General features: G+C 66.7%; 15 protein-coding genes. All 15 read right to left on the reverse strand.

Translation table 11 applies throughout. The features are described from left to right. The 15 genes from fliG to D0Y85_RS10150 all read right to left on the reverse strand — a co-directional run bounded on the left by fliG (position 1) and on the right by D0Y85_RS10150 (position 15,485). Positions 1 to 987 (reverse strand): flagellar motor switch protein FliG, encoded by a 987-nt coding sequence (gene fliG / locus D0Y85_RS10075; protein WP_099818764.1) that lies wholly within the window; start codon positions 985 to 987, stop codon positions 1 to 3. A 10-nt stretch (positions 988 to 997) separates the two neighbouring features. Next, the gene (gene fliF, locus D0Y85_RS10080; protein ID WP_117310355.1) at positions 998 to 2,644 is read right to left on the reverse strand and encodes a flagellar basal-body MS-ring/collar protein FliF; all 1,647 of its coding nucleotides are present in this window, start codon (positions 2,642 to 2,644) and stop codon (positions 998 to 1,000) included. A 12-nt stretch (positions 2,645 to 2,656) separates the two neighbouring features. Next, positions 2,657 to 3,022 (reverse strand): flagellar hook-basal body complex protein FliE, encoded by a 366-nt coding sequence (gene fliE, locus D0Y85_RS10085; RefSeq protein WP_025878997.1) that lies wholly within the window; start codon positions 3,020 to 3,022, stop codon positions 2,657 to 2,659. Positions 3,023 to 3,471: 449 nt separating this feature from the next. Continuing rightward, the gene (locus D0Y85_RS10095) at positions 3,472 to 3,888 is read right to left on the reverse strand and encodes a hypothetical protein (RefSeq protein ID WP_117310357.1); all 417 of its coding nucleotides are present in this window, start codon (positions 3,886 to 3,888) and stop codon (positions 3,472 to 3,474) included. 248 nt (positions 3,889 to 4,136) lie between these two features. After that, positions 4,137 to 5,642 carry a sigma-54 dependent transcriptional regulator gene (locus D0Y85_RS10100; RefSeq protein WP_025878999.1) on the reverse strand — a complete coding sequence of 502 codons (1,506 nt, stop codon included), beginning with the start codon at positions 5,640 to 5,642 and terminating at the stop codon, positions 4,137 to 4,139. After that, complete coding sequence (locus tag D0Y85_RS10105) at positions 5,639 to 6,016, reverse strand: response regulator transcription factor (protein ID WP_025879000.1); 378 nt, start codon at positions 6,014 to 6,016, stop codon at positions 5,639 to 5,641. Before D0Y85_RS10105 ends, D0Y85_RS10100 begins: the two co-directional genes overlap by 4 nt. A 14-nt stretch (positions 6,017 to 6,030) precedes the next feature. Beyond that, positions 6,031 to 7,440 (reverse strand): RNA polymerase factor sigma-54, encoded by a 1,410-nt coding sequence (gene rpoN, locus D0Y85_RS10110; protein ID WP_049466895.1) that lies wholly within the window; start codon positions 7,438 to 7,440, stop codon positions 6,031 to 6,033. 300 nt (positions 7,441 to 7,740) lie between these two features. Continuing rightward, positions 7,741 to 8,373, reverse strand: a complete 633-nt coding sequence (locus D0Y85_RS10115) for a response regulator transcription factor (RefSeq protein ID WP_025879002.1) — start codon at positions 8,371 to 8,373, stop codon at positions 7,741 to 7,743. A gap of 92 nt (positions 8,374 to 8,465) precedes the next feature. Continuing rightward, positions 8,466 to 9,044 (reverse strand): PilZ domain-containing protein, encoded by a 579-nt coding sequence (locus D0Y85_RS10120; RefSeq protein WP_117310358.1) that lies wholly within the window; start codon positions 9,042 to 9,044, stop codon positions 8,466 to 8,468. Then, positions 9,041 to 9,334, reverse strand: a complete 294-nt coding sequence (locus D0Y85_RS10125) for a hypothetical protein (RefSeq protein WP_117310359.1) — start codon at positions 9,332 to 9,334, stop codon at positions 9,041 to 9,043. Before D0Y85_RS10125 ends, D0Y85_RS10120 begins: the two co-directional genes overlap by 4 nt. After that, the gene (fliS, locus tag D0Y85_RS10130) at positions 9,331 to 9,747 is read right to left on the reverse strand and encodes a flagellar export chaperone FliS (protein WP_117310360.1); all 417 of its coding nucleotides are present in this window, start codon (positions 9,745 to 9,747) and stop codon (positions 9,331 to 9,333) included. The genes D0Y85_RS10125 and fliS overlap by 4 nt, the downstream gene beginning before the upstream one ends. 129 nt (positions 9,748 to 9,876) lie before the next feature. Next, the gene (gene fliD, locus D0Y85_RS10135) at positions 9,877 to 11,295 is read right to left on the reverse strand and encodes a flagellar filament capping protein FliD (protein WP_117310361.1); all 1,419 of its coding nucleotides are present in this window, start codon (positions 11,293 to 11,295) and stop codon (positions 9,877 to 9,879) included. Positions 11,296 to 11,738: 443 nt separating this feature from the next. Continuing rightward, a complete protein-coding gene (locus D0Y85_RS10140; RefSeq protein ID WP_117310362.1) occupies positions 11,739 to 12,917 on the reverse strand; it encodes a flagellin in 1,179 nt (392 codons plus the stop codon). Between the two features lie 87 nt (positions 12,918 to 13,004). Further along, positions 13,005 to 14,195, reverse strand: a complete 1,191-nt coding sequence (locus D0Y85_RS10145; protein ID WP_117310363.1) for a flagellin — start codon at positions 14,193 to 14,195, stop codon at positions 13,005 to 13,007. A gap of 72 nt (positions 14,196 to 14,267) precedes the next feature. Continuing rightward, on the reverse strand, positions 14,268 to 15,485 hold the full coding sequence (locus D0Y85_RS10150; protein ID WP_117310364.1) for a flagellin: 1,218 nt from the start codon (positions 15,483 to 15,485) through the stop codon (positions 14,268 to 14,270). Positions 15,486 to 15,683: the final 198 nt, after the last annotated feature.

The raw sequence follows: 15,683 nt of genomic DNA on the forward strand, positions 1-15,683 counted from the left end.
TCACAGCATCGCCTCCGCGCTGCCGCCGATGGTGACAGTGCCCTCATCGGCCATGCGCTTGACGATGGCCAGGATCTCGCGCTGCGCCACTTCCACGTCGGACAGGCGTACCGGGCCGCGCGCTTCCATGTCTTCCAGCAGGATCTCGGCAGCGCGCTGGGACATGTTGCGGGTGATCTTGTCGCGCACCTTGATGTCGGCGCCGCGCAGGGCCAGGCCCAGTCGTTCGCCGCTGACTTCGCGCAGCACCAGCTGCATCTCGCGGTCGTCCAGGTCCACCAGGTCGTCGAACACGAACATCAGGTCCTGGATTCGGCCACTCAGTGGTGCGTCGATGCGTGCGATCTCGCCCAGGATCGCCTGGTCCTGGCCGCTGTCCATGAAGTTGAGGATGTTGGCCGCGCACTGCACGCCGCCGATGTTGGACGACTTCAGGTTCTGGTTGCCGGCGAACTGGCGTTCCATGATCTCGTTGAGCTCGTTCAGCGCATTGGGCGGAATGCCGTCGAGGGTGGCGATGCGCAGCAGCACGTCTACGCGGGTGCGGTCGGGCAGCAGCTTCAGCGCGTCGGCAGCCTGGTCGGTTTCCAGGTGCGCCATCACGATGGCGATGATCTGCGGGTGCTCGTTGCGCACCAGGTCGGCCACCGCACGCGGGTCCATCCACTTCAGTGCATCCAGGCCAGTGGTGTTGCGGCCGAGCAGGATGCGGTCGATCAGGTTGCCGGCTTTCTCGCTGCCAAGCGCCTGCACCAGCATGTTGCGGATGTAATCGTCCGAGCCCACGCCCAGCGAGGTCTTCGAGCCCAGTTCCTGGCTGAACTGGTCCATCACCCGTTCCACCTGTTCGCGGGTGATGTCGGACATGGTGGCCATGGCGATGCCGATCTTCTGCACCTCCTTCGGCTCCATGTGGCGCAGCACTTCGGCCGCGTCCAGTTCACCCAGCGACAGCAGCAGGACGGCGGCGCGCTGCACGCCGGTCAGGGGCGCGACGTCAGTCATTGGCCACCCAGCCCTTGACCACCTGGGCCACGCGCTTGGAGTCGGTCTTCACGGCTTCACGGGCCATCCGCAATCGTTCCTCATAAGAATCCACCGGCAGGGCCAGCGCTTCCGGCCCGCCCAGGCTGACCCGGTCGGCGCCCAGCGCCGGCAGCGGGGTGCCATCGTCATCGACCAGCTGCACGTCCGCGGTGTGCGGTTCCAGCGCCAGTTCTTCGTTCTTGCGGTTCTGCCCGGTGATGCCACGCAGTGCCGGGCGCAGCACGCCGAACAGCAATGCCATCACCACCAGTGCACCCAGCAGCATGCGCCCGGCATCGTGCACCCACGGCAGTTCCCACCAGTTCGGGCCCTCTACCGGCGTGGTGTCACGCACGAACGGGGCATTCATCACCGACACGGTGTCGCCGCGCTCGGCACTGAAACCGACAGCCTGCTTGACCAGTGCCTCGACCCGGGTCAGTTCGGCCGCCGACAGCGGTTGCGGCGCAACCTTGCCGTTGGCGCCGGCGCGCGGCACGTTGTCCACCAGCACCGCCACCGACACGCGCTTGATGCGGCCGGCCGGCTGCCGGGTGTGTTGCAGGGTACGGTCCAGCTCGTAGTTGCGGGTCGCGTTCTTGCTGCTTTCGGTCGGTGCCTGCGCGGTGGCCGGTGCGGCGGCCTGGCCTGGCGGGCTGTTGCTGGTGGCACCCGGTACGCCCTGCGGGCCCGGCGTGCTGCTGGTGTTCTCGCTCATCTGCTCGCTGCGCAGCTTCTGCGGCTCGCCGTTGTACAGCTCGCGCGCTTCCTCGGTCACCGAGAAGTCCATGTCGACACTGACTTCGGGGTTGACCCGGCCGGGGCCGGTCATCGGTTCCAGCAGCTCGCGGATACGCTGGTTGAACGAGGTTTCCTGGCGGCGCACCTGTTCGAACTGGGCAGCGTTGACGGCCGCTTCGCTGTTCGGGTCGCTGACGCTGAGCATGCGACCGCTCTGGTCGACCACGGTCACCCGTTCCGGTGCCAGATCGGGAATGGCTGCGGCGACCATGTGCACGATCGCATCGACCTGGCTGCGTTCCAGCTGCTGGCCGCCCCGCAGTTCCAGAGTGACCGAGGCACTGGCCACATCACGCTGGCGGGTGAACGCACTGGGCTTGGGAATGGCCAGATGCACGCGCGAATCGCGCACCGGGCGCAGCGTGTTGATGGTGCGCGACAGCTCGGTTTCCAGCGCGTGCTGGTAGCGCGCACTTTCCACGAACTGGCTGACGCCAAAGCCGGGGTCGCGCTCCATCAGCTCGAAGCCGAGCTTGCCGCTGTCGGTCAGGCCCGAGCCCGCCAGTTTCAGGCGGGCATCGTGCAGGTTCTTCTCCGGCACGGTGATGCCACCGGTGGCCGGGTCCAGCTGGAACGGGATCTGTGCGGCACGCAGCAGATCGGTCGCTTCAGCGGTGGCCTTCTGGTCCAGGCCGGTGTACAGCGGCACCATGCCCGGCTTCTGCGACCAGAAGAACACGAACAGCCCGGCCGCGACGGCCACGGCGATCATCGCCATCAGTCCGAGCCGACGGGTGATCTGCAGGCTTTGCAGCCGATCGAACCACTGGCCCGCCTTTTCGGCGTTCAGGGATTCCTTGGAGAGCGACAGGGCCATGCGGTTCTATCCTTACAGCGGCATGTTCATCACGTCCTGGTAGGCCTGGACGAGACGGTTGCGGACTTCCACGGTGGCGCGGAAGGCGATCTGGGACTGCTGCGAGGCGACCATCACCTTGGCCAGGTCGGCACCGGGTTCGCCCAGTTCGAAGGCCTTGGCCAGCGCGCCGGATTTCTGTTGCGCATCGTTGACGCCGGCGATGGCGCCGCGCAGGGTTTCGGTGAAGCTGGCAGGCTGGACCTGCGGCGCATCCAGCACCGTGCCCGGCAGGGCATTGCTACGCGGCGCTTCGGCCAGCGGGTTGAGCGCGGGCTGTCCCACCTGGGTCTGGTAGGAGCGGATCTGGGAAAGGATCGAAGTGACGGAGTGGGACATCTGCAACGGTTCCAGAAACAGGGATGGGGGTGTCTGCTGGAGCTAGTGCAAGTGCCGTGCCGAAATGGCTGATCGGTTCAGTGAAGTGAGGGGGTGGTGCTTTGCGGGGTTGCACCCCGCGCCCCGCGGTAGTGCCGGCCGCTGGCCGGCAACCTCAACAGCGACAGCCAAAGCGGGCTTCCTGAGGGATGGCGGGGTGGGTCCGGTTGCGGGGGACGCCGTAAACCCGTCCATGGGGCTTGGCCGCGGCATCCATGCCGCGGACACCCCCGCAACCGGACCCACCCCGCCTTCGACAGGTTCCCGCTGCTGTTGGTGGGTGCTGACCGTTGGTCGGCACGCTGCTCTTGGTAGGTGTCGACCTTGGTCGACACGCTTGATCCACGCCATGCATGAATGCTGCTCTCGAGGCGTGTGACGCGTCATTTCACCGGCGTCGGTTTTTTGGCCTATGGCTGCAGGGTCCAGCGGCCGGAATTCTGGCGCTGGCGTGGGGCGATGGGGCCGTCGTGCTGGGTGTAGATGAAGCGGCCCTGGTGGTCGGTCAGGCAGGTCAGCAGCAGGGTGTAGCGGGCAGCGCCGTCGGGGTGGGCTTCTGTCATCTGGATCTCCGCAATGTGCGGAGCCAGTTGCTGGTAACGGTAGCTGCCGCCGATGCGGAGGCCGGTGCCGAGGATGTGCAGCACGTACTGATTGCTGCCGAAGCTGACCTGCACCATGCGCCCGGCATTCGGATTATCTGGCTGGTACAGCGGATCGCTGAGGTTGGTGAACTGGCGCTGGTCGAGGGTGGTGGGCAGCGTGCAGTTGGATGCTGCGGCCAAGGCCGGGCAGAGCAGGGCGGCAAGCAGAGTCAGGCGATGCATGGCGGAACCTCGTTGGGATGTCCTTGCCATGCTCCGCGGTGCGGTTGCGTTGTCTGTAGGAAAACGTGCAAATGCAGCGAATATTCTCGGTACCGTCGCCCGTCATCCAGGCATGGCGTGGATCTACTGAGCAATCCGGCCGCTGCCATGGAACCGCCTGACCCGCCCGCGCATCAGGCGGACCCCCACAAACACCAACGCCCGGGCAAGCCCAGGCGTTCGTGCCCCCTTCATGCTGGCAACACGTGTCAGCTGGCCAGTTCGGCCGCTTCGCGTTCGATGCCGTACTTGCGCAGCTTTTCCACCAAGGTGGTGCGGCGCAGGCCGAGCAGCTGGGCGGCGTGGGCGACCACGCCCTGGGTGCGCTCCAGTGCTTCGTTGATCAGGCCCAGTTCGATGTTGGCCATGTGGTTGCGCAGGTCCAGGCCGTCGTCCGGCAACGCGGCCGGCGCTGCGGCGCGGTTGACGGCGATGCCATGCTCGAGCGACGGCTGGTTGCCGCTGCCCGGGGTGTGGAACGAGAAGCTGCGCAGGTCCAGGCGTTCTTCGCTGGCGACCACCGGAGCGGCCGCGACCACCGCGGGTACGGCCAGCGCGGCGTCGCCGCGGTAGCGTGCCGGCAGGTCCTGCACGCGCACCGAGCCACCCGGGTGCAGCACGGCCAGGCGCTCGACCAGATTGGTCAGTTCGCGCACGTTGCCCGGCCATTCGTAGCCGGCCAGCGCCTGCAGCGCTTCCGGGGTGAAGCGCACTTCGCCGCGACCGGTGCGGGCCAGCTGGGTGGCGATGGTTTCCACCAGCGCCGGCAGGTCTTCGCGACGTTCGCGCAGGGCCGGCACATCGATCGGGAACACGTTGAGGCGATAGAACAGGTCCTCGCGGAACTTGCCATCGGCAATGCGGCTTTCCAGGTCGCGATGGGTTGCGGCGATCACCCGCACGTTGCAGCGGATGGTCTGGTTGCCGCCGACGCGCTCGAAGCTGCGCTCCTGCAGCACGCGCAGCAGCTTGACCTGCATCGGCAGGCTCATGTCGCCGATCTCATCGAGCAGCAGGGTGCCGCCCTCGGCCATTTCGAAACGGCCTTTGCGCGCGGTCAGCGCGCCGGTGAAGGCACCTTTCTCGTGGCCGAACAGCTCGCTTTCCAGCAGTTCGGCCGGAATCGCGCCGCAGTTGATCGCCACGAACGGGCCATCGCGGCGCGGCGAGCGCTGGTGGATGCTGCGCGAGACCACTTCCTTGCCGGTGCCCGATTCGCCCAGCACCAGCACGGTGGTGTCGAACGCGGCGACCTGCTCGATCATCGTGCGCAGTGCGCTGACCGCCGGACCGTTGCCGGTCGGGCCCTGGTCCTGCACGGCACCGGCCTGGTGTTCGGCATCCAGGCGCTTGAGGCTGGCGCGGCGCAGCAGGGCTTCCATCTGTGCGTGACGCAGCGGCGCTTCCAGCGGCCAGATGTTGGCTTCGTGCAGGCCATGCCGCTGCGCGAACGCAGTCGCGTCACCGTCGGCCAGCAGCACCGGCGGCGGCAGGCTGCTGCCCCCCAGCCAGGCGTACAGGGCGGTGCTGGCGGCACTGTCGTCCAGGCTGCCGACGATCACCGCCATCCAGTCGTTCTGGCGCTGGCGCGTCAGGTCGAAATCGGCCGCGTCGGAAACCCAGCGCGGGTTGAAGTCCATGAATTCCAGCAGGGCCACGGTGCGCTCGGCACGCACCGCGTCGTTGTCCAGTACCAGGATGCGCGATTCGCTCACGACCGTTCCTCCCTGAGGCCTTCCAGGATCGGCATGACTTCCTGGATGTAGGACAGCTTGCTGACGAAGTTGTCGGCGCCGGCGCGCAGTGCGTGCTCGCGATGCTCGACGTCATCGAAGTGGCTGGCGATCACGATGTACGGGGCATCATCCTGCGACTTGATCAGCCGGGTGGCCTGCAGGCCGCCCATTTCCGGCATCGCCAGATCCATCAGCACCACCTGCGGGCGCAGGCTTTCCGAGCGTTCGATCGCTTCCAGGCCGTTGCCGGCGCTGCCGACGATCTGCAGCCAGTCGATCTTGCGGAAGTGGCGCATGGCCGCGTTGATGAAGCCCTCGTGGTCATCGACCAGCAGAACTGTGAGCTTGTTCATGTCCAACATCCTTTTCAGCCCACCCGGGCCAGCTGCGGTTGCCTGGCGTTGACCCGGCGCCGTTCGCGGGCCGGGGCGATATCCAGTTGTTCGCGGTATTTTGCGACGGTTCGACGGGCAATGTTCACCCCCTGGCGGGACAGCAGGCCAGCGATGGCCTCGTCCGCCAGCGGGCGTCCGGCCGGCTCGGCGTCGATCAGGCGGCGGACCATGGCCTTGACCGCTTGGCCGGACACGCTGGCCCCTTCCAGGCGCACGGCGAAGAAGTGCTTGAGTTCGAAGGTGCCGCGCGGGGTCTGCAGGTACTTGCCGGTGGTGATGCGCGAAACGGTGGATTCGTGCATGCCGATTTCTTCGGCCACTTCCTTCAGGGTCAGCGGTGCCATGGCTTCCTCGCCACGCACCAGGAAGGCTGCCTGGCGCTCGACGATCACCCGCGCCGTGCGCAGCAGGGTGTCGTAACGCATCGACAGGCCGCGGCTGAACCAGCGCGCCTCCTGCAGCATCTCGCGCAGGGCCGGCGCAGCCTCACCGCTGTCAGCCAGAGCCTGTTCGTACTGGCTGTTGATCGACACCCTGCGGCTGGTTGCCGGGTTCAGCGCGACCTTCCATTGTTCGTCGGCGTGCCAGGCGACCACGTCCGGCACCACCACTGCATTGCGCTCGGGCAGCAGGCTGTCGCCCGGGCGCGGCTGCAGCGACAGGATCAGGCGGACGGCCTCGCGCACGTCCTCGATCTCGGCATCGTGCTGGCGGGCGAGGGCGGGGTAGTCGTGCGCGGCCAAGGCATCGAGCGCGCCTTGCAGGATGCGCGCAGCCAGATGCCGGGCCGGCACCACGCCGTGCAGGCTGCACAGCTGGGCCAGCAGCGATTCGCGCAGGTCCTGTGCGGCCATGCCGGCCGGCTCGCCCTGCAGCAGGTGCTGGCGGACAGCTTCAACGCCGTCGGCATCGATGTCGAACTGCGCACTCGCCAGCAGCTGCAGCTGCGCCAGCGGTGCCTGCAGGTAGCCGGCATCGTCGCAGTGTTCCAGCCAGAAGGCGGCCACGGCCAGTTCGTGCTCGTCCAGGTCCAGCGCCAGGCGCTGCAGCACGCGCAGCTGCGGGTCGCTCGACTCGCCAGCGGCGATGCGCGCCATGCGGTCGTCGTCGCCGTCCTGCCAATTGGCGCCGGACACCTCCCACATCGAGGATTCGGGCAGTTCGTCGAACGCGGCCGTATCCAGCGTGGTGCTGGCCGGATCGGTGGCTTCGGCGGCGGGCGCTTCGGCGTCTTCGATTTCCAGCAGCGGATTGGAGTCCAGCAGGCGCTGGATTTCCTGTTCCAGGTGCAGGCCGTCGAGCTGCAGCAGCCGGATCGACTGCAGCAACTGCGGGGTGAGGTGAAGTTGTTGGCCCAGCTGGGTCGAGAGTGCAGCCTTCATCGTGGTTCCCCGGCGCCGCTCCCCGACGCCTTGTGGAACACATCTTGCTTTTGATCCGGCAAGGGCGGAATCGGGGGGTTCCTGAGGGCGTTGGTGGCGTTCCCGACACCTTGTAGGGAAAACCCCTACACAAGCGCGGGATTTTGACGATCATGCGCGCCAAGTCATTGATTCGTGGTCAGCGGCCATGGCGGCAGGTCGTGCGTGCTGTACGGAATCCCGTCGGGATGCGTGTGGGTGACGGTATTTCGGCGCCGGCCCTGCCAGTGGCGCTGCGGCGTTAGCGCCGACGCGGGGACGTCATTCCAGTTCGTGCTGGTGGCGCGCGGCCAGCAGCAGCAGATCATTGGCGCGACGGCAACCCAGCGATTCCATCATGCGTGCGCGATGGGTCTCCACCGTCTTGACGCTGATGCCAAGATCGGCGGCGATTTCCTTGTTGCTCTCGCCCTTGCCGATGCGGCGAAGGATCTCGCGCTGGCGCGGCGACAGTGCGGCAATGCCGGTCGGTTTTTCGCGACCGAGCATCGGCGCCAGCATCTTGGCCGAGATCTGCGGGCTCAGGAATACCTGGCCGGCATGCGCGGCACGCAGCGCCAGTTCCAGCTCCTGCGGTGCGGCATCCTTGACCACGAAACCGACGGCACCCCGATCCAGGGCGTCGCGCACGTGGGCGGCGTCGTCGTGCATGGTCATCATCACGATGCGAGTGCCGGGTGCGCGCAGGCGGATGTCGCTCAGCGCCTCCAGGCCGGTGCGGCCGGGCAGCGACAGGTCCATCAACACCACGTCCGGTGCGTGCTGCAGGGCCATCTGCAGTGCCTGTTCGGCATTGCTGGCCTCGGCGACGAGCTGCACGTCGGCAAACCCCTGCAGCAGCCGCGCCAGGCCGGCGCGAACCAGGGTGTGATCGTCGACGATGAGAACTCGCACAGGCACGCTGGAGGTTGGGGAGGGGGGGTCCACCTTAACTTAGCTGAACGGGCACGCCAAGGGCTGTCCGTCCGCCTGCATGGTGGCAGATTTCAGCGTGCGCGGCGGGCCTCGGCCACCTGCCGGCGGTGCAGCCGGAACAGATGCCGTTCCATCGCCATTTCCAGGCCATCGCTGAGGCGATGGAAGCGCAGCCACAGATAGTGACCACCACCGCCATCGGCCGCTTCGGCGATGACTTCCACCGGCAGGTCGATATGGTCGGGCAGCCAGTCGCTGGGTTGCAGGCGGACAACGCCGGCCTGGCCGGGCGTGCTGCCGCTGCGTGGGCCCAGCTGCAGGCGGATGCCGCGGCGCGACCAGCGCACCGGGCGCAGCGTCGGCTCCTGGCCCTGCTGGCGGATCAGGCGCCCGAGCAGGACCATGGTCAGGTCCACCTTGGCTTCCAGGCGCTGCAGCTGCAGGCTGGCTTCGCTGCGCTCTTCGTGTTCGTCGATGCGGCTGTCTTCGACCAGCGCCAGGCTGCGCAGCAGGCCTTCGGCACTGCTGGTGCGGCCCGTTGCACTGCCGGCCTGGAACTCGGCGGGCAACGCCAGTTCGCAGCTGAGTGTTTCGTCGAACAGCTCGCTCTCGGCCGGGTGGTGCAGGGACGTGGTCGGCAGGAGGGTCATGCCAGTGATTCTGCCTGCAGGTAAGCATGCGCGGCGCGAAGGGAGCGGCGGCCGTCCTGCATCTGCACGGAAACTGCATCGCGACGCTGGCGCAGCAGGCCAAGCAGGCTCTGCTGGCGCTCCAGCAGGGCCGACAGCGGCGCGTGGTCGGCGCTGCCCAGCGGCTGGCTCAGCAGTGCGTGCAGGGTGCTGTCATGGCCATCGAGCAGGCTGTCGGCCTGTTCGAAGGCCTCTTCGTCGAGGGCCTTCTCGAAGGCATCCAGCTGTGCGTTGAGCGCAAGCAGGCTCACGGCGACACCGCCGCAGGACGGCGCTGCTCGTACGGAATGGCATTCCAGGCGCCGTCGATCTCGCCCAGCAGCTGCAGCGATTCGTCCAGTGCGGCGCGGTCGTTGTGCAGGTTGGCTTCGGTCAGGCGCTGCAGCAGGTAGTCGTACAGCGCCGACAGGTTGCCGGCGATTTCGCCGCCGGCTTCATGGTCCAGCGAGCCGTTGAGGTGGGCGACGATCGCGCATGCTTCGCCGATCGCCTTGCCCTTGCCGGCCTGGTCGCCCTGGTCGAGGGTGGCCTGTGCACGGCGCACGCGCTCCAGTGCGCCGGACAGCAGCAGCGCCACCAGTTTGTGCGGATCGGCATCGGCGACCGCACTGGTCACACCCACCTGGCGGTACTGCTCGGCGTACTGACGGCTGGAACCGTACATTCGTGATTCTCCCTTGCGCGGGGTGCCGGGGGGCGGTCGAAGGGACCGTTGACGCCGGCACTGCGATGATTGCTGTTGCGTCCGTTATCGGTGCATGCGGCGCCAAACTTGAGCGCCGTGCGTGTTTCCTCAGCGGTTCAACTGGGCCAGCTGCTGCTGCAGGGCGGTGTTGCTCTGCTGCAGCTTGCCCATCAGGCTGTCCAATGCCACGAACTGCTTCTTGTAACGGGCCTCGACGCCGACCATGCGTGCGTCCAGGTCCTTGCGGCGCTTGTCGATGTTGTCCAGCGTGGTGTTCAGCCCCTTGGTGCGGGCGACGAAGGCGCCTTCCTTGCCCACCGTGGTGCTGACGTAGCCGTCAACCAGCGAATACAGCCGGCCGGCACCACCGGTATCGCCGGTAACTGCCTGGCGGATCTTCTCCGGTTGGGCGGCGAGGGCTGCGGCGAACTTGGTGCTGTCCAGCACCAGGGTGCCGTCGGCATTGGGGTAGCCGCGGGTCTGCAGGCCCAGCGCCTTGGCGTCCAGCTGGTCGCCTGCCAGGTCCTTGAGCACGCCGGACATCGTCGAACGCAGCTGCGCGATCGCGCCCCGCATCTGCGCATCGCCGGTCAGTGCAGCGGCTTCCTTGGTCTTCGCGTCGTACTTGGTTTCGGTGTTGATCGCCGCAATGGCCGCGTTGTAGGCGGTGACGAACTCCTGCATCACCTTGGTCGCGGCGGTGGTGTCGGTGCTGATGGTGACGGTGCTCAGGCCCGGCACTTTCAGGTTCAGGGTCAGGCCTGGCACCGCGTCGGTCACGGTGTTGCTGGCACTCACCACTTCCACGCCGTCAATGGTCAGCAGCGCATCCTTGGCGGGGCTGTTCTCCTTCAGGCTGCCGACCAGCGCGCCCAGCTTCGGATCGCTGCCGGCGTATTCCAGCTTGATCGCGCTGGCCGCGCCGGTCTTTTCCTGGGCGATGGACAGGTACTGGTTGTCGCCGGAGCTGATCAGCGTGGCCTGCACGCCCTCCTTGCGGCCGGCTGCGTCGATCTTGTTGCGGACGGTGGTAAGCGTGTCGCCTTCCTCCACCTGCACGTTCATCGTCTTGGCCTTGTCGCCCACGCCGACGGTCAGCGTCAAGGTTCCGGCACCGAAGGTATCGGTCTTGGGCACCGACGTGTCGGCGATCAGCTTGTGCGCCGACGCCAGGTTCTTCACCTCGATCTTGTGGGTACCGTTGGCTGCGGCCGCCTTGCTGGTGCCGAGGTCGTACAGCGCCACCGATGCGGTCAGCACGTCGTCGGCGTTGTTGGGGCCGGCCTTGCCGGTTGCGCTGACAGTGCGGGTGTCGAAGGCGGTGGTGGCCTTCAATGCGGTCAGGGCAGTCTTCAGCTTGTCGAAGGCCGAGGTGACCGTGCCGAGCGACGACAGCTGCATCTTGGTCTTGGACTGCTGCAGGTTCAGCGCATTGTCGGCCGGCTTGCGGTCCGCTGCGACCAGCTGGTTGACGATGCTGGAGATGTCCAGCCCTGAGCCAATGCCACCGTATCCAAAGTCTGCCACGTCGTTTCTCCTGGTATACGGGCCTGGCCGTCGTGCAGCGGCCCGTCGTCAACGAAAATAGCGGCCTGTGCCGCTGGGTCTTGAGGACTTCGTTGATGCATGCGCCGTGCCACCGGCCGCTGGGGCGGTTCTGGCACGCCGGTTGCAGGAGGTCCGGGGCAGGGTGCGGGTGGGTTCACCGCGGGCTGCCGGGGGTCTGTAAAAAACCCTCCCCCAATGCAGGGGAGGGATCAGGCTACTGACAATCGGGGGGAGACGAAGCCGCCCGGTACGTACAGTCAACATGCACAACGCTGAAAGAGAGGTCCGCAGGGGCGGGCGATGCCAAGCCGGTTCGGGAAGCTTCCCGGGCCGGGCATGGCCGGCACCTGAGTACGCCGTGGCTGTCGGGTTGCCGCTACCGTCGGTTCAACCCGACGGTAGCGGCGCCTTCTTGCCGTGGATCAGCGCAGCAGGCTGAGCACGCCCTGCGGCACCTGGTTGGCCTGGGCCAGCATGGCCGTACCGGCCTGCTGCAGGATCTGGGTGCGGGTCAGCTCAGCGGTTTCCTTGGCGAAGTCGGTGTCCTTGATGCGGCTGCGCGACGAGGACAGGTTCTCCGACGAGGTCTGCAGGTTGGCCACCACCGAGGTGAAGCGGTTCTGGATCGCGCCGAGGTCGGCGCGGGTGCTGTTGATCGCACCCAGGGCCTTGTCGACCACTTCCAGCGACTGCTGTGCGCCGAGCACGGTGCTCACGTCCAGCTTCTGCACGTTGGCCGCGGTGTCGGTACCGGCGGTGTAGGCGCCGGCTGCTGCTGCAGCGCCCCAGGTCTTGCCGGTGGCATCGTAGTCGCTGCGCATCAGGGCGATATCGGCTGCGGCAACGGCCTTGCCTTCCTTCACCGAGCTCAGCTTCAGGGTGCCATCGTCATTGGCTTCGGCGTAGATGCCGGCCTCGCCGATCTTGGCGTTGATGGCGGTGGCCACAGCCTTGGACGCGTCAGCGGTGGTGGCACCGGCCTTCACTTCAACCGTGCCGATGTCCACGCCCATCACGGTGCCGGAGAAGCGGGCGCCGTCGGTGCTGGCGGCCAGGGCAGCGGTCGCGCCGGTGGCGAAGGTCGAGGTACCCAGCGAGCCGGCCTTGGCATCGATGGTCTTGTCGATGGCGATGGCCTGGCCGGCGTTGGCACCGACCTGGAACAGCTGGCTGGAGAACGAACCGTCCAGCAGCTTGGTGCCGTTGAAGTCCGACTGCTTGGCAACGCGGTCGATTTCCGAAACCAGCTGGGTCACTTCGGCCTGCAGCGCCTTGCGGTCACTGGCCGAGTTGGTGGCGTTGGAAGCCTGCACCGACAGCTCGCGGACGCGCTGCAGGTTGTTGCCGATTTCGGTCAGCGAACCTTCGGCGACCTGGGCCAGCGAGATGCCGTCGTTGGCATTGCGGATGGCCACGTCGGTGCCGCGGATCTGGGTGCCGAAGCGCTCGGAGATCGCCAGGCCGGCCGCATCGTCCTTGGCACTGTTGATGCGCGAACCGGAGGACAGGCGCTGGATGGTGGTGGCCAGCGAGCTGCCGCTGGTGCTCAGGTTGCGCTGAGCATTCAGGGACATGGTGTTGGTGTTGATGACTTGTGCCATGGTGCTTTTTCCTTTGGCGAAGGTGGAACGTAGTTCAGGAGCCGGGCGGCAGCTCAGCTACCGCCCGATGGTCGATCAGGAAGCGGATCAGCGCAGCAGGCTGAGCACGCCCTGCGGCACCTGGTTGGCCTGGGCCAGCATGGCCGTACCGGCCTGCTGCAGGATCTGGGTGCGGGTCAGCTCAGCGGTTTCCTTGGCGAAGTCGGTGTCCTTGATGCGGCTGCGCGACGAGGAGAGGTTCTCCGACGAGGTCTGCAGGTTGGCCACCACCGAGGTGAAGCGGTTCTGGATCGCGCCGAGGTCGGCGCGGGTGCTGTTGATCGCACCCAGGGCCTTGTCGACCACTTCCATCGCCTGCTGGGCACCCTTCACGGTGCTGACGTCCAGATCGCTGGCGAACTTCGAGGCCGGCGCCGCCGTATCGGCAGTGGCGGTGAAGGTCGGCGCGGTGGCGCCGGTCCAGGTGCCCGGGGTTGCGGTGATGGCCTTGAACGAGCCGTCAGCGTTGGTGCTGTCCTTGACCGAGGTCAGGGTCACGCCGGTGGTGCCGTTCACTTCGGCATAGACGCCGGTTTCGCCGATCTTGGCGTTGATCGCGGTCACCAGTGCTTCGCGCGAGGCCTTGCCGGTGGCAGCGGCGTCGGCGCCCTGCTTGACCGACACGTCGGCGATGGCCACACCATTGATGGACAGGCCGGTGGTGCTGAAGTCAGCGTTGGTGCCCGGATCGGCCAGGGCCAGCGCGTTGGTGTCGAACTTGGCGCCGCCCAGGGCATTGGCCTTGGCATCGATGGTCTTGTCGATGGCAATTGCCTGACCGGCATTGGCGCCGACCTGGAACAGCTGGCTGGAGAACGAACCGTCCAGCAGCTTGGTGCCGTTGAAGTCCGACTGCTTGGCAACGCGGTCGATTTCCGAAACCAGCTGGGTCACTTCGGCCTGCAGGGCCTTGCGGTCGCTGGCCGAGTTGGTGGCGTTGGAAGCCTGCACCGACAGCTCGCGGACGCGCTGCAGGTTGTTGCCGATTTCGGTCAGCGAACCTTCGGCGACCTGGGCCAGCGAGATGCCGTCGTTGGCATTGCGGATGGCCACGTCGGTGCCGCGGATCTGGGTGCCGAAGCGCTCGGAGATCGCCAGGCCGGCCGCATCGTCCTTGGCACTGTTGATGCGCGAACCGGAGGACAGGCGCTGGATGGTGGTGGCCAGCGAGCTGCCGCTGGTGCTCAGGTTACGCTGAGCATTCAACGACATCGTGTTGGTGTTGATTACTTGTGCCATGAGGAGAGGTCCTTGAGCGGTTGCACGTGAGTTGGGTCAGACGCCCCCGACGTGCCCCGGGGGCGGCTCATGTCAGCGCTGCAACAGGCTGAGCACGTTCTGCGGTACCTGGTTGGCCTGGGCCAGCATGGCCGTACCGGCCTGCTGCAGGATCTGGGTGCGGGTCAGCTCGGCGGTTTCCTTGGCGAAGTCGGTATCGCGGATGCGGCTGCGCGATGCGGACAGGTTCTCCGAGGAGGTCTGCAGGTTGGCGACCACCGAGGTGAAGCGGTTCTGGATCGCGCCGAGGTCGGCGCGCACGCTGTTGACCGATTCGAGGGCCTTGTCGACGATCGACATCGCCTTCTGCGCGCCTTCGGCCGTGGTGACGTTCAGGTCCTTGACGAAGCTGGCCGTTGCACCGGTGAGCGTGCCGCCGTCGGTGCTGGTCTCGGTCAGGCCCAGGCCGGCGATGGTGGCGGCGGTGGCGCCGGCCGGCGGGGTGGCCGCGCTGACACCCAGGGCGAAGGTCTGGCCGTCCTTGACCGAGGCCAGGCTGACCACGCCGGCGCTGACGGAGGCGACCACACCGGTTTCGCCCAGCTTGTTGTTGATCGCGGCCGCGGTGGCCGAGGTGATCGATTCGCCAGCCTTCACGGTGAAGTCGCTGATGGTGACCGTGGTGGCTGTGCCGCCCGGCGGGGTCACCGAGATCTGCAGGCCGGAGTAGGTGGTATCGGCGGTGGCCTTGTCGACGGCCAGTGCGGTGCCGGTGTAGGCGTTGGCGAAGCTGGCCGCGCCCAGCGAATCGGCCTTGGCGTTGACCACGCTGTTGATGGCGATGGCCTGGCCGGCGTTGGCGCCCACCTGGAACAGCTGGCTGGTGAACGAACCGTCCAGCAGCTTGGTGCCGTTGAAGTCGGCCTGCTTGGCGACGCGGTCGATCTCGCTGACCAGCTGGGTGACTTCAGCCTGCAGCGCCTTGCGGTCACTGGCCGAGTTGGTGGCGTTGGAGGCCTGCACGCCCAGTTCGCGGATGCGCTGCAGGTTGTTGCCCACTTCGTTCAGCGAGCCCTCGGCCACCTGGGCCAGCGAGATGCCGTCGTTGGCGTTGCGGATGGCCACGTCCAGACCACGGATCTGGGTGGTGAAGCGCTCGCTGATGGCCAGGCCGGCGGCGTCGTCCTTCGCGCTGTTGATGCGCAGGCCGGACGACAGACGCTGGATGGTGGTAGCGAGCGAGCTGCCGCTGGTGCTCAGGTTGCGCTGAGCGTTGAGCGACATCGTATTGGTGTTGATTACCTGTGCCATGGGGTCGTCTCCTCTTATGTGGAACCCGTTGGTGAATGGAACGAAGCGCCGCCTGGTTTTTTTGTTTGGCTGTGTGCTTCGCCGTTGCCAAATGAATAACGGCGCTTTGTCAACAACCTTTAGCCGGGAATTTCGTTGCAGCCGAATTTCATCGCTGAAAGCTGTTTTTCCGGGGATTTCCGCCCTGGAGAAGCGTCA

The organism is Stenotrophomonas sp. G4, from assembly GCF_003428825.1.
Taxonomy (GTDB): domain Bacteria; phylum Pseudomonadota; class Gammaproteobacteria; order Xanthomonadales; family Xanthomonadaceae; genus Stenotrophomonas; species Stenotrophomonas indicatrix.

What these genes read in the sequence shown, in the direction of transcription:
- fliF (WP_117310355.1), bottom strand. Translation starts at nt 2,644, where the DNA reads ATGGCCCTGTCGCTCTCCAAGGAATCCCTGAACGCCGAAAAGGCGGGC.
- fliE (WP_025878997.1), bottom strand. Translation starts at nt 3,022, where the DNA reads ATGTCCCACTCCGTCACTTCGATCCTTTCCCAGATCCGCTCCTACCAG.
- D0Y85_RS10095 (WP_117310357.1), bottom strand. Translation starts at nt 3,888, where the DNA reads ATGCATCGCCTGACTCTGCTTGCCGCCCTGCTCTGCCCGGCCTTGGCC.
- D0Y85_RS10105 (WP_025879000.1), bottom strand. Translation starts at nt 6,016, where the DNA reads ATGAACAAGCTCACAGTTCTGCTGGTCGATGACCACGAGGGCTTCATC.
- rpoN (WP_049466895.1), bottom strand. Translation starts at nt 7,440, where the DNA reads ATGAAGGCTGCACTCTCGACCCAGCTGGGCCAACAACTTCACCTCACC.
- D0Y85_RS10120 (WP_117310358.1), bottom strand. Translation starts at nt 9,044, where the DNA reads ATGACCCTCCTGCCGACCACGTCCCTGCACCACCCGGCCGAGAGCGAG.
- fliS (WP_117310360.1), bottom strand. Translation starts at nt 9,747, where the DNA reads ATGTACGGTTCCAGCCGTCAGTACGCCGAGCAGTACCGCCAGGTGGGT.
- D0Y85_RS10140 (WP_117310362.1), bottom strand. Translation starts at nt 12,917, where the DNA reads ATGGCACAAGTCATCAACACCAACACCATGTCCCTGAATGCTCAGCGC.
- D0Y85_RS10145 (WP_117310363.1), bottom strand. Translation starts at nt 14,195, where the DNA reads ATGGCACAAGTAATCAACACCAACACGATGTCGTTGAATGCTCAGCGT.
- D0Y85_RS10150 (WP_117310364.1), bottom strand. Translation starts at nt 15,485, where the DNA reads ATGGCACAGGTAATCAACACCAATACGATGTCGCTCAACGCTCAGCGC.